A 22,112-nucleotide genomic window follows, 5' to 3' on the forward strand; every position below is an offset into this window, starting at 1 on the left:
GTGTCTCCGAGCGGTCGGGCGCATGGCGGTGGCGCAGGAACACATCCGTCGCCCGCGCATCGCGCCCGAACCGGCGGTGGATCTACTCCCAGCCGCCCGTCACCCGACCCAGAACGGTGGCGAGTTCGGTGCGGTTGCCGACGCCGAGTTTGGCGAAGATGTGGGACATGTGGCTCTTGACCGTTCCTCGGGCGATGAACAGCTCTCGTGCGATGTCCTGGTTGGGCAGCCCGCGCGCCGCGAGTTCGGCGACCCGGCGCTCCATGGGGGTCAGGCCGAGCGGGTTCTCCGACGGGTCTCTCTTGCTCCCTCGTCCGCGTCGTACGTAGTCGGCAAGCTGGGGCAGCGACATGGCGGCGCCCGCGGACTCGGCCGCCGTCCGGTTCGCGTCGTCCAGGCCCGCGACGGCCGAGTCGATCTGCTCCGTCCAGAACGCATCCTCGCGAGGGACGCGGTGCAGGCCGCGTTCCTCGCGGAAGGTGCGCACTCCTGTGAACACCCGGACGGCGCGGTCGTGTTGGCCGCGCCGTGCGGCCACGATGGCGATGATCTCCAGGGCGGTCGTGGCATCGACCCACCATTCGCCCTCCACGCAGGACAGCAGGGCTTCCTGCGCCTTGGCCTCGGCGTCCGGGGTGTCGTCCGTCAGCAGTGCCGCGCGAGCCAGCCCCGCGATCGCCACCGCGACCGCGCGCCGGTTGCCGAGTTGCTCCGCCACCGACAGCACCGTCTCGGCGTGTGAGCGGGCCCGAGCGTGGTCCCCTTGGGTCAGGGCGGCGAGCATCAGGATCTCCTGCGCATGCCAGGCCAGGTAGCCGGACCCGAGGCGTTCCTGTTCGTAGAGCAGTTGGCCGCACGCGCGGGCCGCGTCCGGGCGGTCCGCCGCGAGTTCGACCATGCCGAGGCCGTGTTGGAGAAGTCCCGCCCCCCACCTCGCCGCCTCGTGCACCGTGCGTCCTATCTGGGCCGAGACGGCCACCCGCGCCCGGTTCGGGTCGTCCCCCGACATGGCATCGACCAGGACGGTGATCTCGATGGCGGCGCTTCGCCCGACGGTGTCCTCGTGAAACGTGAGGGTCGTGAACTCCTCGGCCAGCCGGCGGGCGGTGGTCACCTCGCCCGCGAGCCGGGCGCGATGCCCCCGACCCCAGAGGTTCCAGGACAGGACGGCGTCGAACCCGATCCGCCCGGCCACGTCGTCCCCCGCTTCCGCGACGTCCGACATGCGCGCGTAGTCGTCCTGCCAGTGGTAACTCATGGCCAGGCTGCTGAGAGCGTCGGCGAGCGCGACCGGGTCGTCCGCGGTCCGAGCCATCTGCGCCGCCCGTTCGAGCATGGGTTGGGCGCCCCGCGGGTCCATCATCATGCGGGCGGTGGCGTGTCGAACGAGCGCGTGCGCGTGGGCCCGGACGTCTCCGGTGACTTCGGCGATCTCGATCGCCTCTTCCGCGCTCTTGTGGGTCGCCTCCAAGCGGCCCAACCAGAAGACGAGTGTCGAATGCATGGCCAGCACGAGGGCGCGCTCGGCGAGATCCTCGCCCCCGGGCAGGGCGAGCGCTCGACCGGTGGCGTCGGCGCCCTCGCGCAGACGTCCGCGAAGCCGCCAGTACTGTGCCAACGAACCCGCCAGGCGCAACGCGTCCCGCGTGTCGTGCCGGCAGGCGTGATCCAGCGCGGCCCGCAGGTTCGGCGACTCCTCGTCCAAGCGGGACCGACCGTTCTCGTCGAACGCCCACCGCTCGCGGTCCGCGCGCCGCGCCATGTCCGTGAAGTAGCTCCGGTGGCGCAGCGGCAGTATCGGATCCCCGGTCGCGGCGGCCGTCTCCTCGGCGTACTGACGAACCGGTTCCAGCATGCGAAAGCGCGTGTGCTCGCCCACGCGCGTCACCGCGACGAGTGATTTGTCGTTCAGTGCCGTCATCGCCTCCAGGATCAGACCCTCCGGGAGTCGTTCGTCGGCGCACACCCGCTCCGCCGCTTCCAGCGTCCACCCGTTGACGAACACCGACAGTCGGCTGAACAGGAGCGCCTCGTGCGGGCTCAGGAAGCCGTAGCTCCAATCCAGGGAACGACACATCGTCTTGTGTCGTCCCGGGCGCACGTGGGGGTTCTCGTAGGCCGGAAGGTCGAGGCTGGGGACGGCGGTCGAAGCCAGGCGTTGCGCGTGTGCGGCCGCGAGTTCGATGGCGAGCGGGATTCCGTCGAGTTGTTCGACCAGGCGCTCCACCGTGGAGCTGTTGGCCAAAGACTTGGCGGCCTGGGCAGGCAGGCGCTCGGTGAACAGACGCGCCGCCTCGCTCATCTCGTCGGTGGACGTCCGTGGGTCGAGGGTCAGCGGGGGAACGGACCAGATCACCTCGCCGGGGACCCCGAGTTGTTCGCGGCTGGTGGCCAGCACCTGCACCCGGGGGCACCCCGAGACGAGTTCCATGGCGACCCGCGCCGCCTCCTCCGCGAGATGTTCGCAGTTGTCCAGCACGAAGAGCGCGCGCTCGGAGGCGAAGTGATCGATCGTTTTGCTCAGGTGTGAGCGCCCGGTGGACGGAAACAGCCCCGCCGCTTCCAGGATCGCGGTTTCGACGAGTTCCGGGGCGTCGAGCACGGCCAGATCGACGAAGATCGCGCGCGCATCCGTTGTGCTCGCCCAGAGAGCAGCCGCTTGAACGGCCAGCCGGGTCTTCCCGATGCCCCCGACCCCGACGAGCGTCACCAGCCTTCGGGAACTCGCCAACAGAGCCCCGATCTCGGCCAGTTCCGCACGCCGCCCCACGAAGCTGGTGGCCTGGTAAGGCAGCGTGTTTCCCCGATGAAGGACGTGATCAGCCACGGCTGCACCGCCGAACGTCGAAACGGACGTGGAGGCTCGCCGAGTGCGTATCGAAGCGGCCTGGCGGCTGGAAACAGTGTTCCGGCCGGCGTGAAAGAGCAGATCGGGAGTCCACGAGTTCATGGTATGAACCAGCGCGGCTTCCCGCCGGAAACCACGCGGAATCGACGTATCGCATTCGCATCGGTACGTAGGGTGAGTTTCGAGTGTCCATCGACATCCCGAGCCGCGTGTGTGGAGGTCCAGGAGCGCAACCCGCTCGATGCGGGGACCGTCGGTACTCCGAGCGAGGCGATCACCGCAGGGTCATCTTGCGCACGGCGGCCAGATCCGGGCATCCGGACAGGACCATCGCCTCCTCCAGTTCGCCGCGCAGGATCGACAACACCTCCCGCACCCCGGACTCGCCGTCGACTGCCAGGCCCCACAGGATCGGCCGGCCGACCAGGACGGCGGACGCTCCCAGAGCCAGCGCCTTGAGAATGTCCGTGCCCGAGCGCACTCCGCTGTCGAACAGCACGGGACAGCGGTCTCGCACCGCGTGGCACACCGCGGCGAGGGCCGCCGCGGACGGGATCGCGTTGTCCAGTTGGCGGCCTCCGTGGTTGGAGACGACCAGGGCGTCCACGCCCGCATCGCAGGCGCGCTCGGCGTCGAGCGGGTGCAGGATTCCCTTGAGGACGAGTGGCAGCGACGTGTGTGAGCGCAACCACGCGATGTCGGACCACCCCAGCCGGGGGTCGAGGAGTTCGGCGGTGTGCGTCATGACCGCGGACGCGGACGTCGCTCGACGATGCGCTGTGTCGTCCGTCCCCGAGCCGGCGAGGTCGACCGCGTGGACGTTCTCGGGCAGGGCGAACCCTCCGCGCATGTCCCGCAATCGACGAGCCATTCGGGGCATGTCCACGGTCAACACGACGGCGGTACTGCCCCTGTCCTCCGCCTCGGCCACCAGATCCAGCAGCCTGCCCCGGTCGCGTAGCCAGTACGCCTGGTACCAGGTGCGCGCGCCCACGGCCGTGTACTCCGACATGGGCACGCTGCTCAACATGCTCACGATGTCGATCACGCCCTCGGCTCGGCAGGCGAGCGCCACCGCACACTCGCCCCGGGGGTGAAGGAGCCGTTGATACGCCATCGGCGCCACCGCCACCGGCATGGACATCTCGGTTCCCAGGAGGCGGGTGGTCATGTCACACCCGTCGGTACCGGTGAGCACCCGCGGCACGATGTCGAGCCGGTCCAGCGCCCTTCGGTTGGACGACAGCGTCGACTCGCTGCCACTCCCGCCGGCCACGAAGTCGAGCACCGAATGCGGCAGCACCTCGGCGGCTGCGTCCTCCACGTCGCGCAGGTTCAGTCGAGTGCGTGCGTTGGTCTTGTCCTTCATCGTGGATCGGCTCGCGGACACCGTCATCGAGGTGCTTGCTCGCGTGACTGGGCCAACTGCACCGACTCGTAGAGCGCGGTGACGTTGCGGGTGCCGAAGCTGCGTGCGCCGAAGCGCTCGATGATCTCCCAGAAGAAGGTGCCTCGCGGGTGGGTGGACCCGGCGAAGATCTGGAACAACTGGCCGTCGTGGTCCTGGTCGGCGAGGATGCCGAGATCCGCGAGCGCTTCGAGCGAATGCAGGGCGGGGGTCAGCCGCTTCCCGAGCAGCTCGTAGTACGTGCCGGGGGTCCGGAGGAACCGGACCCCGTCGTTCGCGATGCCCGAGACGCTGGTGACGATGTCCGCGCAGGCAAGGGCGATGTGTTGCACACCGGGCCCGCCGTGACTTCGCAGGAAACCGTCGATCTGTCCGGGCGCACGGGACGGCTCGGGTTCCAGGAAGGTGAGAGTGAGGGCTTGCGAGCGGCTCTGGACCACTTGCGAACGCATCGCCTGGTCACCGACGGCGATGCGCTCCGCGAAGGTCGGGACACAACCCAGGACGCGCCGGTAGTAGTCGACGGTGGGTGCGAGTCGTCCGCTCGGGACGCACACGGCGAAGTGGTCGATGGTGTGCAGACCGTGCCGTTTCCCCCGGCCGACCGCGTCGGGGATCGGGCCGATGCCCGGCACGTACGCGTGCTCGCCGTACTCCTCCGGAACCTGGAGCAGCGTGTGTCGTACGTCCCCGAAGCCGGCGATCGCGGCGACGCGGCACCCCCAACCGTCGGCTGTCGGCCCGGGGCGCCGCAAGGCCGTGCCTCCGGCTTCCAGGGCCCGCCGAAAGGCGTCGTCCACGTCGGACACGCGTAGCGCGATGTCACCGACACCGTCACCGTGTCGTTCGAGGCTCGCGACGGCCGAGTAGTGGGTGGGCCCGGGCCGGGTGAACACCAGGACCACGTCACCCTGACGGACGGCGATGGACAGCGTCCCGGGATGCTCGACGTCGTTGACGCCGCCCGCCGCTTCGAAGCCGTAGCGATAGATCATCTCCCGTGCCCGGGCGACCGGTTCGTGCGCCCAGATCTCGACGTGGTTGACGGCCAAGCCCGGGTCTGCCCAGGGGCGGTGTTCAGTCAACGGTCTCAACGCTCCACTCTCACGAAGGATTGCGCAGGATTGCCAAGGATTCGAGGAATCGAACAGGAAACCCCCGTCGATTCGGGAGAGGGCCGGGACATCGTCGACCGGCTCGCGACCGCGTTTCGCGGCCCGCATGAAAGAAATGGAATCGGGCATTCCGATTCCGTTGGCACGAGTGTGTTCCCGTCGGCATCCATCGACTTGGAAAAACACGACGGCGCGAAAACGACGCTGAAGCGCTCGTCGGGGACGGATCGCCGCACCCGGTCGAAACCGATGACGATCGACCGCGGCTTGACTAGCCGGAACTTGCGAATGCGTGCGCGGCGGCGTTCAGGACGGCCGTGGCGAGGGCGGCCAGGGCCTTGGAGAGTGTGGGGGCGAGCGACCACTGCGATCGCCCCGTCCGCGGCACGGCACCGGCCGAAACCGTCAACGTCTGTCCCGGGTGAATCAGGTTGGGGTCCGGACCCACCAATCCACGGTTGTCCTCGTAGAGCCCTGGCCATCCGCCATCGACCCGAAACTCGGTCGCGATTCGGGACAGGGTGTCGCCCGGGCGCACCTTGTACAGGGCCCGTTCGGCGCCCGCCAGGGCCCCGATCGGTTCACCGACGCCGGGAGGCACGGGGAGGTCGGTGTCGACGAACATCGCCGGGGACGTTGGAGGCGTCGCCAGAGCGTGGACGCGCACGAGGGCGCCCGGCGGAGCGGCCTCGACGGGAAGCGCGTACGCGGCGATGACCGCGGCCGCGCAGACGACGCCGGTGGTCGCGGCGACGACTCGCGATGCGCCGCCCGGTCGGCGGCCGCGGGCGTGGGTACGTACTCGGAACGGCGACACGCGCACCACCCTCGGCCCGACCGATGAGAGAGCTGATCGACCACGAAATCTAGCCGGACCGCGCGCCTGACCATAGGAAATACACGTCGACGGACACACCCGCCGGCCACTCCGAACGATGGGCGGCGTCGACGCGGTCCGCTGCTCGTCGGCGCGGCTGCGCGTGCTACTCCGGAACGCGACTCAAGTGGTCCCTGCGGGCCGCGAGCTCGGTGCGATTGGTGATCTCGAGCTTGCCGAAGACGTGTGCCAGATGGTTCTTGACGGTGCCCAGGGCGATGAACAATTCCGCGGCGATGGCGGCGTTCGGCAGTCCCTGCGCGGCCAGGTCCGCAACCTGGCGTTCCATCCGGGTGAGGCTGGTCCATCCCCGCCCGCGAGGTCTTCGACTTCCCCTGCCCCGGCCCGCGTATTCCACCGTCTGCTCCAGCGACCGCGAGGCGCCGGCGGACTCCGCCCTCGCGAGGGTGGCGGCGTCCAGTGCGGAGCGGGCGTCGTCGATACGCGCCTCCCAGAAGGTGTCCTCCGATCGAAAACGCACCAGCCCCCGATCGGCACGCGCGCCGCGGACGCCCGCGAACAGGCGTGTGGCGCGGTCGGGTTGACCTCGTCCGAGCGCCACCGCGGCCACGACCTCGACGATGCCGAGAGCGTCGACCCACCAACCGTGTCGCACACACGCGGCGAGCGCCTCCTGCGCGCACGCGTCCGCGTCCACGAGATCGCGATCCAGCAACGCGGCCCGGGCCAGCCCCGCGCGGGCGACCGTCTCGGCACGCCGATTGCCGAGGTGATCCGCGAGGGCGACGATGCGGTCGGCGTGCCATCGACCGGCCTGGGAGTCGCCGGCGGCCAGGGCCGTCAACATGAGGATCTCCTGGGCGTGCCACGCCAGGTATCCCGCTCCGTTCTCCTCCTGCGCGTACAACCGCTCCCCGAACCCGCGGGCGGCGTCGAAGTCTCCCGACGCGACTTTCGCCAGCCCCATCGCGTGCAGCAGCATTCCGGTACCCCAACGCAGCGCCTCTTGACCCGAACGAGCCGCCTGCGCACTGGTGAGGGCGTAGGCCCGCGCGGGATTTCCGCCCATGACGTCGAGGATGGCGGTGACCTCCGTCGCGACGCTACGCGCCAAAGCGTCGCTCTGGTTCACCAGGGCGACCATCTCGGCGGCTTGGGCGCGCGCCGCCCGGGGCCCCTCGGTCAACCGTGCTCGATGCGTCAGGGCCCAGGAACTCCAGAAGAGCGCACTGTCCAACCCGATCGAGGCGGCGACCTCGTCGCCCTGCCGAATCGCCTCGGTCATGCGGGGGAAGTCGTCCTGCCAGTGGTAGCTCATCGCCAAGCCACCCAGTCCATCGCACAGCGCGACCGGATCGTCGATCTCCCGTGCCAGGGCCACCGCGTGGCGCAGCGACGGCTGTGCCCGGCGCGGATGGGCCATCATCACCGCCGTCGCGTGCCTGGCCAGGCCGTGTGCGTGGGCCCGGCGATCCCCGACGGCCCGGGCGACCTCGATCGCCCCTCGGGCGCTGAGCTTGGCGCGTGCCAGGTCTCCTGTCCAGAACACCAGCGTGGCGTGCATTGCCAATGCCGTGGCCCTGGCCTCGTTCGCCGTCTTGGGAGCCGATGCGAGGGCTTGCGCCAAGGCGTTCGCCCCTTCCGCGAAACGGCCCCTGATGCGCCAGTGGAAGGCCAGCGCGGCGGCGATCCGCAGCGCGTCCGTCGAGCCGTCACGACATGCCGCGTCCAGTGCGGTGCGCAGGTTGGGGGCCTCCCGGTCGAGGTGCTCGTGAGGAGTGGGGCCCTCCGTTGCCCGGCGTACGTCCGTACGTTCGGCCAGAGCCAGGAAATAGCGTCGGTGGCGAACGGCGAGTTCCGCGCTCTCCCGGTCCGTCAGTTGTTCGGCGGCGTACTCGCGCACCGCCCTGAGCAGGTCGAATCGAACGGTCGAGGTGCCGTGGCGGATCGTCACCAGGGACTTGTCGAGCAGGCCGGTCAACGCGTCGAGGATCACCGACTCGGCCAGGGGGCCGCCGGCGCACACCTGCTCCGCGGCCTCCAGCGTCCAGCCGCCGGCGAACACCGACAGCCGTCGGAGCAGGACTGCCTCGGCGGGGGAGAGGGAGGCGTGGCTCCAGTCCAATGACCGCCGCATCGTTCGGTGCCGTTCCCCTCGGGTGGGATCGTCGGCCATCAGCCGCCACTTGTGGACCGAGGCACGAATGTCGGCCAATGCCGTCGTCCGGGCGTAGGCCGCGACCAGTTCGATCGCCAAGGGGATGCCGTCCAGCTCGCGCACGACGTCGTCGACCATGCGCGACTCGGCCGTCGTCAGGCGTTGTTGCGGGTCCCCGTACAGCACACGATCGACGAACAGCTGTGCCGCGTCGCTGCGTTCGCGCCCGTGCCCGTCGGCGCATCCGTTGACCTCGAAGGTCAGCGGTGGCACCACCCACACGGTCTCCCCGGGGAGTCCGAGCGGCTCGCGACTGGTGATCAGGACCTGCAGGCGCGGGCAGCGCGACATCAGGACATCGGTGATCCGGGCGGTTTCGGAGAGCAGGTGCTCACAGTTGTCCAGCACGAGCAGGCCGCGCCGATCCGCGAAGCCCTCGACCACGGCCGTCAGTCGAGGGCGACTCGCCTGGGCCGTGACCGCGACGGCGTCCAGGATGGCGGCATCGACCATGCGCGGATCCGTGACCGTCGCGAGATCCACGAACGCGGCCCGGTCGACGTCGCCGTCGACCGAGGCGGCGATGCGCACCGCGAGCCGCGTCTTGCCGATGCCGCCGGGCCCGACCAACGTGACCAGCCGTCGCCCACTCTCGAACAATTTTGCGAGTTCGGTCAGTTCGTGGCATCGTCCGACGAAGGAAGTGGAGGGGTCGGGCCATGCCCAAGGCTTCCGCAGCCGGGGACCGGGGGTCATGTGTGGTCCCACGAGAATGCCGTTGCACCGACGACGCACGCGCGCTCCCGCCCCCCGGTCGCGGTTCGCCGTCGTGCGTCACAACCTAGAGTGCTGATGGGTCCGCCTCCATGGGGCTGGGCTCGTCCCGGGACGAAGACGCCGGGACGAACTCCGCTTCGTCTTCGAGCCGACCGCTGGGGTGCCTCACACCAGGCCGTCCCCGTCGCGCCGCACAGGGCCGCGCCCCGTCACGTGCTCACCCGTGGGATGACACCACGGGGCACGGAGCGGCTCCGGTGAGGGCACAGGCAACCTCGGTCGCCACACCTACATGATGATCCGCCCGTCGTCGGCGGCATCGGACAAACACGCCAAGTGTCCGACTGCTCCCGGTCGGCGACGGAGCTACGCGCGTGTACTGCGCGAACGCCGCGACGCGACAGTGCACAGCCCAGAAATAGGCCACCTGGGCCATGCTCCCGACGGGTGATCGCGACAGGGTTCTACGGCAATCACAAGATCTTCACTCGCTCGACCATCCCTCAAACGTCGAGCAACGGGGAACGCGAAGAAATCCATGAACTCCACCATCGGCATGGCTTCTCTCAAGCCACGCACACCGATACCCACGGGCCCCTTCACGGTCGGCACGACCGTGCCCGGGCCGCGCAGCGCACCGGGCGAGAGTCCGAGGCACGACCCTGCCGTCGACGGGCGCGTGTCGCACCGGGACCGGACGGTCGAACCGGGGATCGCGCGGGGCGGGTGTCGCAGTCGAATCCGGGCAACTCCGCACCTCGACAGAGGAATCGTCGACTCGGGCCAAGACCGCTGTCGGTCCGCGACAGGGACGGTCGCGCCGGCCCGGGACGATCGACGACACAGCCGACTTCTCCGCCGGCGTGCGTCTCCCGCTGCCGGCTGACCGCTACGGCGAACCGCCACACGCTCGATAGTGCCGACCACACTGTGGTCGGCGCCTGACGCGACGGCTTGTTTCTCTGCCCGCGGGATCAGGCGCCGGCTCGATCGGAGTCCCCATGCAGTACCCCACCCTGAGCGACATACGTTGGTCGGTTCTGCCCGCGATAGGAATCGTGGGCACGCGGAACGTGGAGGTGTCGGCCGATGTGCATCCGTGTGGGAGCGAACTCGTCGACCTGGTCGACCGCTTCTGGACCGTGCGCTGGGAGGTCCCCCCTGGGCAGCAGGGGTCGGCGGTCTTCATCGGCCGCCCCGAGACCAACCTCGTCCTGCGCGCCGGCCGGGTGTCGGCCTACGGCGTGCAGCGCAAGCGCCTGAACGTGCGTCTTTCCGGAACCGGAAGCGTTCTCGGCATGGCCTTTCGACCCGGCGCCGCCCTCGGCCTGCTGGGCGGAACGGCCGTGCAATACACCGACAGGTCAAAGCCGTTGACCGAGGCCTGGGGAGCGGCGGCGCTCCGGCTCGAAGAGGAACTCGGCGCCGCGACGGACACGAGGTCACTGATCACCGTGGCCGAGCGGCACCTGCGCGCACGCGTCCGGGAAGTACGCGGCGAGGAACGGGACCAGAGTTTGAGCCGTGTCGAGGAGATAGTCCACATGATGCGTGACGAGCAATCGATCACACGCGTCAGTGAGGTGTGCAAGAAGAGTCATTTGTCCACCAGGTCGCTGCAGCGTCTGTTTCGCCACTATTTGGGAATCTCGCCGAAATGGCTGCTCCGGCAATACCGCCTCCAGACGGCCGCCGCACGCCTGGCCTGTGGAATGCCGCAGCGATGGACGGAGATCGCGGTCGAACTCGGCTACTTCGACGAGTCGCACTTCGCGCGAGACTTCACACAGATCGTCGGTGTCACTCCGTCCTCCTACGCACGCAGTTGCGCCCGGACGCCGGCGGCCGCGGCCCGCGCCACCACGGCCACCACGGCCACCAAACGCGCAGCCTGAAGCTCGTCTTGCGACTCCGCTGACGCGGCAGGGCCGGCCGACCGTACCGAGCCGTCTCCCCAGCGGATCGTGGGCGTGAGCACAACGACTCCGAGCACCACCGCACGCTCGACGACCAGCCCCACAACGCGACGATCGGCTGTCGCGGCGAACCTCTTCGCCGCGACAGCCGATCGTTTCATGTCCGGCCGGCCGCCATGTGCTTCCCGGTCAGTCACATGTCCACAGCCGGGCCGACGAGAAGGTTCCGGCGGCCGCGTTGGGCGTCCTCACATACAGATCGGTCATGTATCCGTCGACGCGGGCTCCTCCCCCCGAGTACGTCACCTTGTCCCAGATGTCACTGGGGCTGGACGGCTCGTCGCCCCGATCGCGCGTCACCTTCTGTCCCCGGGTCTGGCAGTGCACCACGATCTTGCCGGTGTAACCGGCCGGAATCTGCGGGCTGCGAGCGGAGACCCGGGGCCCCGGGTGGATTCCGATGGTCACCCCGTTGTTGATGTTGGGTCCGACGTTGAACTCGGCGGACGGAGGCGTCAGGTCGATGGTTCCGGCCAGCGCCGGGCTGCTGCCCGCGGCGTTCTTCGCCACGATCGAGACGGGGTACTTGTGGCTGTTCTTCAACTGCCCCGCCACGTGCGTGGCGGCGGTGACCGTGGCGGCCGGCGCGCCCTCGACCGCCACCTGGTAGGACACCTGTGAGCCGCCGGTGTTCCCGGGGGCGCTCCAGTTCAGGGTTGCCCCGTGCCCGCCCTGGGCGAGGGCGATCTTCAGATCCTTGGGCGCGGTCGGGGCGGTGCACGGCTGAATCGGGGTGGAGTGAGCCGAGTTCACCGATCCGTTCGGATAGTCGGCGATGATGAAGAAGCTGTACTCGGTTCCGCACTTGCCGCCGGACACGGTGAACATCTTCGCGCCACCGGGGGCGATCGAGTCCGGGGTGTGGGCCAGGCCCTCGGCCGCGCCGCCGAGACGATAGCGCGTCGGAGTCGCTCCGGCCGCCGGGGTGAATGTCAGCGTGATCTTGCCACCGTTCGTCGCCGCCTGGGGCACACCCGGCGGCTTCATCGGCGCCGGGGTCTCGACCGGCGGCGATGAAGCGGGCGTGGTGGGACGACTCGACGACTGCGACGGCTTGCCCGGCGTCGCCGGCTTGGTGGAGGTCGTCTTCGATTCGGCCGCGGTCGCGGACCGGGTGGGCTTGGCGGGCTTCACCGGAGCCGACGACGGCGTTTCGGTCATGGTCACGGTCACCGTCGGTCCCGGGACCTGACGCGGTGGCTTCGGCGGGTCGGACCCCGGCGTTCGATCCGCTTTCGGCGTACGGATGTCGGTTACCGGCGTACTCGGCACGACCTCCGAAGGCGCCGAGGAGTGCTCCGTCGGCACGGACTCGGGACCCTCAGGGGTCGGATCCCTCCACGGATCCTGCGGCGCGGCCGAGGTCGAAGCCCCGGGGGAGCGCTGCGCCGGCGTGGACGGCGCCGTCGACGGCGGAACGGTCTCACCGGGAGGCGCCTGGTCACCCGGCGCCTCGCGACCCGGCGCGCCGTCCTTGCCGATCTCGTGCACCTGCCCCTGGACGTTGACCACGGCAGCCGTCGAGTTGTTCGAGTCGTTCGCCCACAGCAGGCCGCTGCGAACGGTGATCTGCAAGGGACCGGGAACACCGGTGACCTTGACCGAGGTCTCGAACCTGGCGTGTGCGGTGTTGTACACGAGCAGCGAGCCGGTGGTGCGATCGGGTACGTAGACCCGTGCGCCCAACGCCTGGGGGCCGCCGTACTCGTGGTTGTCGACCCGCAGCGGAACCGCCTTCACCGAGCCGCTGCCGATGTCGACGAGCGTCAACGTTCCGGTGTCCGACGCCAGGATCGGCACCACCGTGCCCTCGGTGACATCCGGCGTCATGAGCTTGTCCCCGGAGCCCTTGGACATGTCGGTGGGCAAGGTGATCGACAGACCGACACCCGCGTCCGTCACGACCATCGCCTTGCCACCGACCACGTCGGTGACGACGATGCGACCGGACGCGAGAGTGACCAGGACCCTGCCTCCGGGTTCCGCCACCTTGACCGGTGTGCCCTTTTGCGATTCGCGTACCGGGACGACCTCGCCCGTGGACGAGATCGGCACCCACAGCGTCCCCGCGGCATCCACCTGCGCGCGTCCGAGCGGCTTCGCGCCGAGATCGACCGGGATGCCCAGGGGCGCGAGCGTGACGGGGTCCATCGCCTGGACCGTGCCCTTGCTCGCGGCGATACGCCACGCGTGCCCACCACCGGTGGCGATGTCGTCGGCGGGGTTCCCGGCATCCGAGGTCTGCGCGACCGTGAGCTGCCCGGCGTCGATGCGGCTGACCCGCCCCGTCTTCTGATCCAGGACCAGGACGGTGCTCCCGTCGCTGCTCACCTCCAGAGCGGAGTCACCCGAACGGGGCAGTGCCACGCGGCCGTCGACCTGCCCGGACAAACCGTTCACGTGCGTCACATGGCCCTTGGCGTTGCTCGGCAACCAGGCACCGACATCGGATACGGCGGCATCCGCACCCATCGCACCGACCCCGACGACCACCGAAGCGGCGACCAGTGCCCCGGTCGCGAGCACGGCGATCATCGCCGTGGGGCTCCTGCGCCCTGGACGCACGCTCTCGACGAGACGTCGAGCGCGTCCGCCGGGACCTGTACCCGTATCTGCCTTCGATCCGTCCGCGTCAGGCCCGATTCCGCTCGAAGCGGGCGGCCGTCGCTGGAACATGGTCATTCTCCCCCGTTCCCTGTCGGCTTCCAGGACCGCACGAGTCCACCGTCCTGCGCGCGGCGAGGCCGGGTGCGGGTGATCGGGCTCGAAGCTCCCGATCCCCGCTCCGTGTCCGGTGGCGCGATGAAGGTGGGCACGTACCGAGCCCACCGACAGGCACAACCCCGTCCATGTTCCGAGCCTGGCAGCATACGAAGCATGCCTGCCGGTGTCGGGTACGCGACAGGAGAAACACGCCGAGTCGACGCCGTGCCGGAACCGCCGGGCGCACACGACGGAATCGTGAAATCGACCGGGAACTGACCGAAAAGCAATGGGAATTGCTTAACGGCGTGCTCGCCACAGGGTCCCGGCTTACCGCCTGCGCATCCTCATCGACAGTCAGTGACCTGGCCGCGGCGTCGCTTTTCTCCTATGCGTGCCGGATCTCCCTCGCAGAATTGAGGCCCCGGGGGCTGTACTCCCGGACCGTCAAGCCCATCGCACGGCGAAGCCTTGGTGGGCCGTCACGAAGCCTCGCGTGAATACCGGAAAAGAGATCGCGCAAACGTCGCCGCCGGGCCAGACCTGGAATCCGTCAGGTCCGACGACGGGCCTTCCGGCGAGGGTTCGGCCACACGCATATCGTTCGTCGGCACGCCCAATCCTGCCACCGGCGATCGTACGACTCGACATTCGCAGGCAGGAGCGGGGGAACCAGGCACGGCACCGCGTCGGGCTGATCCGACGTCGGTTGGGGTGAAGTCGCCAGAGCGCGACCGGGCAACTCCGGCCCGAACCCGACAGCTCACCCCGCAGGCGTGGGAGAGGGAGCACCCATGCATTCCGGAACCGGGCGACACCGTCGAGTAGCCTCTGGGCGGCATCGCCGAGTACGTCCCAAATCGTCACGTGGCGGCAGACTCGCCTCGGTGGCCACCGCGGCCTTCGTGGTCCCGTCCTTGTTCGCAAACCACGCGTCGGCCGCCTCCGCCGCCGTCTGGGACAAGGTGGCGGCCTGCGAGAGTTCGGGCGACTGGGCCATCAACACCGGCAACGGCTACTACGGCGGACTTCAGATCGCCCAGAGCACCTGGACCGCCTTCGGCGGCATACGCTACGCCGCACGTGCCGACCTCGCGACCAAGAGCGAACAGATCGCCGTGGCGGAGAAGATCCTGGCGGGCCAGGGGCCGGGCGCCTGGCCACAATGCTCTCGAAAGGCGGGCCTGACCAGATCCGGGACCACACCCGCATCGACGCCCGCAGCGCCATCGGCGCCGACACCGGCGCCGACCGTGCAGGTCCAGCCGCGAACACGGGAACCCGCGCCGGCGACCGAAGCGTCCACCTACCGGGTCAGGTCCGGGGACACGCTGTTCCGAATCGCCGGTGCCTTGAAGGTATCGGGGGGATGGCAAACGCTTTATGACCTGAATCGCTCCACCATTGGGCGTGACCCGGACCTGATCTACCCGGGCACTCTCCTGCGCGTCACCGGCACCTCCGAAACGTCCACGCAATCGGTTTCACCGACGCAACTACCCACGCCGCCCGCATCGACAACGCGAGTGGAATTCGCCGCGACCTCGTCCAAAGCCGCTGCCGCGGTGGACTTCGCGAAGAAGCAGTTGGGCAAGCCATATGAGTGGGGAGCCGACGGCCCCGGATCGTTCGACTGCTCGGGACTTGTGCAAAGGGCCTGGCAGTCCGCCGGTGTTTCGATTCCGCGAGTCACCTACGACCAGTTCGCGCAGGGAAAGAGAGTGCCCGCGCTCGTAGCAAAATTGCTCCCGGGGGATCTGATCTTCTACCGCTCCGCAGGGCACGTCGGCATCTACGTCGGAGGGGGCCGCATCATTCACGCGCCACACCCGGGTTCGGTCGTGAAGTACGAGCGCTTCGACTATATGGCCATCACCGGGGCGACTCGCCCCACGCGATGACGCGCCATACACGCGTGCCGGCGGACACGACTGCGGGCGGCTTGCCGATTCATCCTGAACGGGCAAGCCGCCCGCCCCGAGCCCGCGGCCCTCGTTGGGCGGGCAGCGACACGACCTCGGCATGGCGTCTTTTTCCGGTCTAGCCGAGCCGGGGAACTGTGACGGTAGGCGCATGCACCACTTCTCCCGGCCCCGGTCCGCAGGATGACCGCGCGACGGCCGTCGCCCGAACGGCCGGTACCAGCCGCCCGGTTCGACACACGTTCGCGACGAGTGGCACGAACACACGCCGAAGCGGTCAGGTGGAGGGGCAAGACCTTGCAGGCCGGAAACAGGCTGGGCAGTGTCGCGGTCGCTGTCGCGACTTCATTGGTCCTGACCGCGTGCGTGGCTTCGACGGGTAGTCGAAAGCCGCTCAACCCCACAGTGGCACCTTCGTCTCCGACCAGCGAGAGACTGAACGTGCCCGGGGGGTTCGACAACACGCGAGGTCACGCGTTCGACGAAGTCGGTCGCGTATTCGCCTTGGCTCCGAAGGCGGGAGCCATCGTTGATGTTCACGACGCGCATGAGGACAAAGACGACGTTCCCCCGAGGGGTGGGCCGCCCAGCAAGAGTGCAAGTCCCACCAAGAAACCTGAAGTTCCCGTCGTGGTAAGCCGCAGCGCCCGAACCGGAGCGGTTCTATGGTCGTCGGAACGGCCCGGCACACTGCTCGAGCAGGATCCACCCGAACTGCACGTGTTGAATACCGAGGCAGGCGAGTACGTTCTTCTCGTCCGCCGGGGAACCACGCCGGAGTCCGGACGGGTTCGCGCACAGCGCGTAGTGAGCATCGATTCGTTTCCGACGACCGGTTCGGGCAACCAGGTGAAGCCGACCCGACATTTCCAACGCGAGGTCGAGGAGCACGAGCGGGACGCGGGCCTGCGCATCGGCGACGCGGGGGTGTTGATCTCTCCGGTCGCCTCCGGGACGACAGCGCCCGCATCGATCCTCTGGGACCCGCTGACGGGAGCCTCGACCAGTGTGACCGCCACCACCAAGGCGAACGCGACCTGCCCGGAGCGAAACTCCCCCTGCACGGTCACCACGCGGATGCTGAGACCGACCAGGGCCGGGATCCTCGGCCAGACCACTTCCGATGGCGCGTCCTCGAGCGGCCTGTGCAAGAACTGCGTCAGCGAGTTCGGCATAGCCGGGAAGTGGTCCAGCGCAGGCTTCGCCCCCGCCGATCATCCGATGGGGATACCGCTCGCCACGACCTCGACGGCGCTGGTGGCCCTTTGGTGGAAACGTGACCAGAACCCCCTATCGGGCGATCCCGTGCTTTATGCGTTGCACGATCTTCACACGGGGAACGTCATCACCTCGGTGGGGTGCACCGTGTTTCCCGATATCCTTCGCGAGACAAAGGAACTTCCCCTCGTAGCCACGATGTCACCCAACGAACGATACGTGGCGGCGGGCCCACTCGTAGCCGATGTGTCCGCCGGACGAGCAGTCTGTCTCGGGCCGGACGAGAAACTCAAGGGCGTCACCTTCGCCACGGTGACCGACCGCGGTCTTGCCTATGGCACGTTGGAGAAGACCAAGTACGACGATCGCCTGAAGAACATGCCTCCCCTGGGGGCCACTCTGGACATTGCCACCGGCCGTACCGACGTGCTCCCGGATGATGTGGTCGCGCCCGTCGGCCCCTTGCTCGGCGACGTGGCGTTGTTCCACTCCCCGTCCGCCAACACCCCCGACCACGTCATCCTCTATCCCTTCCTGGGCGACCGATGAGTAGTTTCGCCCGCCGCGATCCGGTCGCGCGGCGCCGAACCCCTTGACCCGGGAAAGGAGAGGAGACCCAAGAACCCATCCTGGTCCGGGGACGTGGTGGTCACTACAGTGCCGCCCATGGATTCGAAACAGGCCGACCTGGATTCCGTGCGCAGTTACGCTGCCGACATACCCGCCTCCTGGCTGCAGTGCCGCGAACTCGGACACAACTGGGGACCCCACAGCGCGCGAGTCGTCGAGGATGGCGGCTTCGACCGTGTCCTTCGTTGCCGGCGCTGCCCCACGAAGCGACACCAAGTCCTGGACTCGTTCGGACGCATCGTTTCGAACACGTACGACTATCCGGACGGGTACCAGATGCCCCCTGGTCGCGGACGAATCACCGGTGACGGTCGCGGTGTGCTGCGCGTGGCCAGTATCCGCATCGGAATCGACGCGGCGGAGAAGCGGGCAGTCGATCGGCGCAATCGCGCAGGCAAGGGCGGGGTCTGATGGCACAGACGATCGCGAGCATCTGTGACTGGTGCGATATGTACGGCATCCTCGACGTGCCGGCGGTCACGTCTCACACGCTGGCGCTGGACGGCCCTGCCCGCCGAGTCGACCTGTGCGCTCGATGCGAGACGGCGTTGTCGGATGTCGTGGCGCTGTATGACCGGGGGCAGAATCTACCCGACACGCGTCGTCGCGAGGTCGTCGACGCCGCGATCGACCAAATCGACGATTCGGGGACGGTCGTGGCGCAGGCGGGCGCCACCGAGTCCGTGCGTCATCCGAGCGCGCCCGAACCACAGGTGACGGACGCGCGCTCCGCGAGTGACGAGCATTCCCTTCCCGGTTCTTCGACGGGAAAGCCCGAGGTTGTTTGCCCACTTCCCCATCGGTCCGCACGGGGTAAGCCCATGGCCATCGCGTACGCACATCGCACGTCGCACGCCGATATGGTCCACGACGGTGCGAAGGTCTGGGACATTCGCTGGGGCGATCCCGCCGGGATCCTCACCCACCGATGCACCACACATGAGCCGTGCATGGCCCAGGACGTCGCCTTCACGACCGCGAAGGGCCTCACGGCACACATCAATAGTTGTCGTCTCCCGCGGATCGACGCACGGGACGACAACTCCGCTCAGGCCACCTTGTGAGCGACCCGTTCATGCCGTCCGCGACCATGCGCCGTGGCCGTTGAGGTTTTCCCTCGCCACCGAGCCGCGCCGGGCTTGCGGCGCGACAAGCCGCAAGACATGACTCCATCATGGATTCACACCAGCGTGCCGACTTGGATAAACGCGACAGCCGGCGGAACTGCGGCTGAATGACGCGGAGTCCGCACTGACATTCCGAGGTCGCGTCGTCGACGGACCCGGTGTACCGCAGCGAAGTTGGTGGTTCGACTCCGCGACCGTCAGGTGATTCACCGCCCACGCAACCCGTCCGAGTTCGGATTCCGTTGCGCAGGCGGATCGTTCACGCACCGCTGCGGCGGCCACGCACGGTCGGCTCCGACACTCCGAGAAGTGTCGGAGTATCGGAGCCGACCGGCTCACGCGTCGTTGCTCGAAAGTTCGGTCGACCGGGCGCGATGCCCAGCCGTCATGAGCCGACGCGGCAACCGGTCCGGAGCCCCCGGCGAAAGCCATGGCTAGCCGTAGCCGTCCGCGTCCGTGCTCGACTCTCCGTGCACGTCTCCGAGCCCGGATCGGCGATCGGGCGTGTTTATCCTGGCTCGACGCGGTCGCGCGGCTCGACGATGCCTTGACCGATGTCCCCGTCCTTCCCTCCTCGCCGGCCGCGCGATGCCCTCGGGACGGTGCCGAGCGAACCGACGAAGGAAGGTTGATCCGGTGACCAGTCGGAACGAGGACGTGCGGTCTTCGGACACTGGGACGCGCTCGCCGGCCCTGCGTCTTGCCGGGTTGCGCAAACTCTTCGGAGGTCGGCCCGCGGTCGAGGGCATCGAGCTGACCATCGAACGAGGATCCTTCTTCGGTCTCGTGGGACCGAACGGCGCCGGCAAGACCACGGCTCTCTCGATGGCGGTGGGGCTTCTGCGCCCGGACGAGGGAAGCGCTCACGTGTTCGGTGTCGACGTGTGGCACCAGGGCACGCGCGCCAAGGAACTCATGGGGGTACTGCCCGACGGCCTGGCCATGCCCGAACACCTCACCGGCCGCGAACTGCTCACCTATCTGGGGCAGCTACGCCGCCTCGACCGCGCCACGATCGCGCGGCGGACGGACGAGTTGTTGAACGTCATGGACCTGATCGGCGCGGAGCGCACGCTCATCGTGGACTATTCGACGGGTATGCGGAAGAAGATCGGCTTGGCCACGGCGCTGCTGCACGCTCCGCAACTCCTGGTGCTCGACGAGCCGTTCGAGGCGGTCGACCCCGTCTCCGCCGCCACTCTCAAAAGGATCCTGCGGCGCTTCGTCGCAGCCGGCGGTTCCGTGCTCCTGTCCAGCCATGTCATGGCGCTGGTCGAGGAACTCTGCGACACCGTCGCCGTGATGGCCAAGGGTGATGTCGTGGCGGCCGGTCCGCTGAACGAGGTGAAGGGTCGACGCACGTTGGAGGACGCCTTCGTCGGTCTGGTGGGAGGCGAACCATCGCAAGAGGAGCCACTGACGTGGTTGGCGTCCTGATTCGCATGAAGCTCGCGGTCGTCCGTCACCGGATGACCGACTCGAGGGCCTCATGGATGCTTACCGGTGCATTCGCCGGGCTGTGCCTGGCGACGTGCACTATTTGGCTCGCCACGCGCGAAGCCGGGCAGCCCGGTGCCCTGGTCGACGTCCTCGCCCTGGTTCTCGCGATGTGGGCCTTCGGGTGGATGCTCGGCCCGGTCTGGAGCGGTGAACCCATTCTGGGTCCGGAGAGTTTCGCTCTGCTGCCGCTTCCTCGTCGGACCGTGGCGCTGGGCCTGCTCGGGGCGGCCGTGGTCGGGATCCCGACGGGGGTGGCGCTGGTCGCGTTCAGTGCTCTCGTGGTGTTCGCAGGCCGTCTGGGGGTGGTCCCCGCGATGGTGGCCGTTCCGGTCGTGGTCATCCAGGTCCTGTTCGTCGTCCTGCTCTCTCGGCTCACCGGGCGTGCTCTCCGCGCGGTGTCCGGGTCACGCCTCGGCGCCGCCGTCACAGGCTTGTGCACTGCCGCGATGCTCGTGGCGAGCCAGTCGGGCTGGATCGTATTCATCGCCCTGGACGAAGTTCTCGCGGGCGGATTCTCGTCCCGGGTCGCGCTGGCGATACGGGTGCTGCCGTCGAGCTGGGGGTTGTTGGCCATCGAGGCTGCCGGGCGCTCCGCTTGGGGTATCGCCGTCGCGGAACTGGCCGGTCTGTGCCTGGTGGTCGTTCTCTTGTTCGTGCTGTGGTCCCTTTCCCTGGGGCCTCGACGTCTGGCACGCCCGAGCGCGCGCGGCTCGCGGCCGCCGACGCGCACACCGGGCCCGGGCGGAGCCCCCACCGCGGTTTGGCTCAGGGAGTGGCGCACGTGGTGGCGCGATCCCCTGCGTGTTCAGACGCTGGTTGCCGCTCCGGCCTTCGCCGTCATGTCCTGTGCGCTTCCGCTCGCCTTCGACTCGACGCAGCTCCTGCCGTTCGCGGGCGCTCTGACGGCCTTGATGGCCGCCGTCACCTCCGCGAACCTGTACGGACAAGACGGCACCGCCCTGTGGTTGACCCTTCTCGTTCCCGGCGCCGAGGACGCCGACGTACGCGGTCGCCGGTTGGCGTGGTTCGCCTTGTTCGGGCCCCTCTCGATCATCCTCACGAGCGGTGGAGTACTGATGAGCGGCCGAACGGACCTGTGGCCCTGGGCTGTTGCCTCCACCATCGGGGCGCTCGGGGGTGGAGCGGGCCTCATGCTCCTCATCGGCGTCGAGCACCTGGTCCCGGGCCCCGATCCGCATCGCAAGAAGTCGTCTCCCCTGGACCACGGAGACGTGACCGGCCAGGCATTCGTCGTGCTGGTCGGCGTGGGCGCCGTGGCCTGTCCGGCATTCGGCGTGATGTACGCCGGGGAACGCATGGACAACGTGTTCGTCGTCTGGATCGGTGTCGTGCTGAGCGTGCTCATCTCGTGCCTCGCGGTTTGGTACGGCGATCGGCGGGCTCGTCGCGGAATCGCTGTTCATGGGCCGGAGCTTTTGCAACTCATGCGCACGGGACGGGCGTCGGACCCGCAGCCAGGGGATGAATCCTCACCCACGGACCGGCCGTCCGCACGGCAGGACTCGATGGTCTGGGTCTGTATCGTTCTGGGACTGATCGCGTGCATTCCACAGGCTCTCGTCCCCACGATCATGAAGATCAACGGAACGATCGCGCCCGTGTGGTTCCTGGCTCTGCATCTGCCGATCGCTTGGCAGTGGCTCGTCATCGGCTTGATGTACGGATTGGGCCTTGTGCTGTTCGGGGTCTCCGGCATCCTCTACCGAGGTCACCAACGACCGCCGCGCGCACGGCGGGACCTTGTCACGGACCGTTGAAGTAGGAACTCCCCACATGACACCGGGGTGCCGCCGGCGGGGCCGGACGAGCAGTGTCGCGTTCTTCCAATTCCAGCCGCGCTTGCGGACCGGACGATGGCCCGGCGGACATCC

At 68.6% G+C, this 22,112-nt stretch carries 13 protein-coding genes and 1 riboswitch; of the genes, 7 read left to right on the forward strand and 6 right to left on the reverse strand.

The window, feature by feature from the left end:
• Positions 1-82: 82 nt before the first annotated feature.
• The 5 genes from ACWCPW_RS14805 to ACWCPW_RS14825 form a co-directional block, all read right to left on the reverse strand.
• The gene (locus ACWCPW_RS14805; RefSeq protein WP_449761907.1) at positions 83-2,827 is read right to left on the reverse strand and encodes a LuxR C-terminal-related transcriptional regulator; all 2,745 of its coding nucleotides are present in this window, start codon (positions 2,825-2,827) and stop codon (positions 83-85) included.
• Between the two features lie 295 nt (positions 2,828-3,122).
• Positions 3,123-4,244, reverse strand: coding sequence for an alpha-hydroxy acid oxidase (locus ACWCPW_RS14810; RefSeq protein WP_449761908.1), 1,122 nt, complete (start codon positions 4,242-4,244; stop codon positions 3,123-3,125).
• Positions 4,241-5,350 carry a 4-hydroxyphenylpyruvate dioxygenase gene (hppD, locus tag ACWCPW_RS14815; RefSeq protein ID WP_449761909.1) on the reverse strand — a complete coding sequence of 370 codons (1,110 nt, stop codon included), beginning with the start codon at positions 5,348-5,350 and terminating at the stop codon, positions 4,241-4,243. The genes ACWCPW_RS14810 and hppD overlap by 4 nt, the downstream gene beginning before the upstream one ends.
• A 292-nt stretch (positions 5,351-5,642) precedes the next feature.
• A complete protein-coding gene (locus tag ACWCPW_RS14820; RefSeq protein WP_449761910.1) occupies positions 5,643-6,188 on the reverse strand; it encodes a LysM peptidoglycan-binding domain-containing protein in 546 nt (181 codons plus the stop codon).
• 166 nt (positions 6,189-6,354) lie between these two features.
• Positions 6,355-9,123 (reverse strand): helix-turn-helix transcriptional regulator, encoded by a 2,769-nt coding sequence (locus tag ACWCPW_RS14825; protein ID WP_449761911.1) that lies wholly within the window; start codon positions 9,121-9,123, stop codon positions 6,355-6,357.
• Between the two features lie 1,079 nt (positions 9,124-10,202).
• On the opposite strand from ACWCPW_RS14825, the gene ACWCPW_RS14830 reads away from it, so the two are divergent.
• Positions 10,203-11,039, forward strand: a complete 837-nt coding sequence (locus ACWCPW_RS14830; RefSeq protein ID WP_449761912.1) for a helix-turn-helix domain-containing protein — start codon at positions 10,203-10,205, stop codon at positions 11,037-11,039.
• 210 nt (positions 11,040-11,249) lie between these two features.
• Here ACWCPW_RS14830 and ACWCPW_RS14835 read toward each other — a convergent pair whose 3' ends face one another.
• Positions 11,250-13,655 (reverse strand): hypothetical protein, encoded by a 2,406-nt coding sequence (locus tag ACWCPW_RS14835; RefSeq protein ID WP_449761913.1) that lies wholly within the window; start codon positions 13,653-13,655, stop codon positions 11,250-11,252.
• Positions 13,656-14,458: 803 nt separating this feature from the next.
• A riboswitch (cyclic di-AMP (ydaO/yuaA leader) is annotated at positions 14,459-14,615 on the forward strand.
• A 95-nt stretch (positions 14,616-14,710) separates the two neighbouring features.
• Between ACWCPW_RS14835 and ACWCPW_RS14840 the strand changes: the two genes are divergently transcribed.
• From ACWCPW_RS14840 to ACWCPW_RS14865, 6 genes are all read left to right on the forward strand, one after another.
• On the forward strand, positions 14,711-15,724 hold the full coding sequence (locus ACWCPW_RS14840; RefSeq protein WP_449761914.1) for a transglycosylase family protein: 1,014 nt from the start codon (positions 14,711-14,713) through the stop codon (positions 15,722-15,724).
• A 741-nt stretch (positions 15,725-16,465) separates the two neighbouring features.
• The gene (locus tag ACWCPW_RS14845; RefSeq protein WP_449761915.1) at positions 16,466-17,512 is read left to right on the forward strand and encodes a hypothetical protein; all 1,047 of its coding nucleotides are present in this window, start codon (positions 16,466-16,468) and stop codon (positions 17,510-17,512) included.
• Positions 17,513-17,629: 117 nt separating this feature from the next.
• On the forward strand, positions 17,630-18,004 hold the full coding sequence (locus tag ACWCPW_RS14850; RefSeq protein WP_449761916.1) for a hypothetical protein: 375 nt from the start codon (positions 17,630-17,632) through the stop codon (positions 18,002-18,004).
• Positions 18,004-18,657 (forward strand): hypothetical protein, encoded by a 654-nt coding sequence (locus ACWCPW_RS14855; RefSeq protein WP_449761917.1) that lies wholly within the window; start codon positions 18,004-18,006, stop codon positions 18,655-18,657. The genes ACWCPW_RS14850 and ACWCPW_RS14855 overlap by 1 nt, the downstream gene beginning before the upstream one ends.
• A 699-nt stretch (positions 18,658-19,356) precedes the next feature.
• A complete protein-coding gene (locus ACWCPW_RS14860; RefSeq protein ID WP_449761918.1) occupies positions 19,357-20,157 on the forward strand; it encodes an ABC transporter ATP-binding protein in 801 nt (266 codons plus the stop codon).
• A 314-nt stretch (positions 20,158-20,471) separates the two neighbouring features.
• Positions 20,472-21,998: a hypothetical protein gene (locus ACWCPW_RS14865; protein ID WP_449761919.1), complete on the forward strand. Its 1,527-nt coding sequence runs from the start codon at positions 20,472-20,474 to the stop codon at positions 21,996-21,998.
• The last annotated feature ends 114 nt before the right edge of the window (positions 21,999-22,112 follow it).

The sequence above is a fragment of the Embleya sp. NPDC001921 genome (assembly GCF_053594475.1).

Coding starts and splice junctions, on each gene's coding strand:
- ACWCPW_RS14810 (WP_449761908.1), bottom strand. CDS start 4,244: ATGACGGTGTCCGCGAGCCGATCCACGATGAAGGACAAGACCAACGCA.
- ACWCPW_RS14825 (WP_449761911.1), bottom strand. CDS start 9,123: ATGACCCCCGGTCCCCGGCTGCGGAAGCCTTGGGCATGGCCCGACCCC.
- ACWCPW_RS14835 (WP_449761913.1), bottom strand. CDS start 13,655: ATGATCGCCGTGCTCGCGACCGGGGCACTGGTCGCCGCTTCGGTGGTC.
- ACWCPW_RS14850 (WP_449761916.1), top strand. CDS start 17,630: ATGGATTCGAAACAGGCCGACCTGGATTCCGTGCGCAGTTACGCTGCC.
- ACWCPW_RS14855 (WP_449761917.1), top strand. CDS start 18,004: ATGGCACAGACGATCGCGAGCATCTGTGACTGGTGCGATATGTACGGC.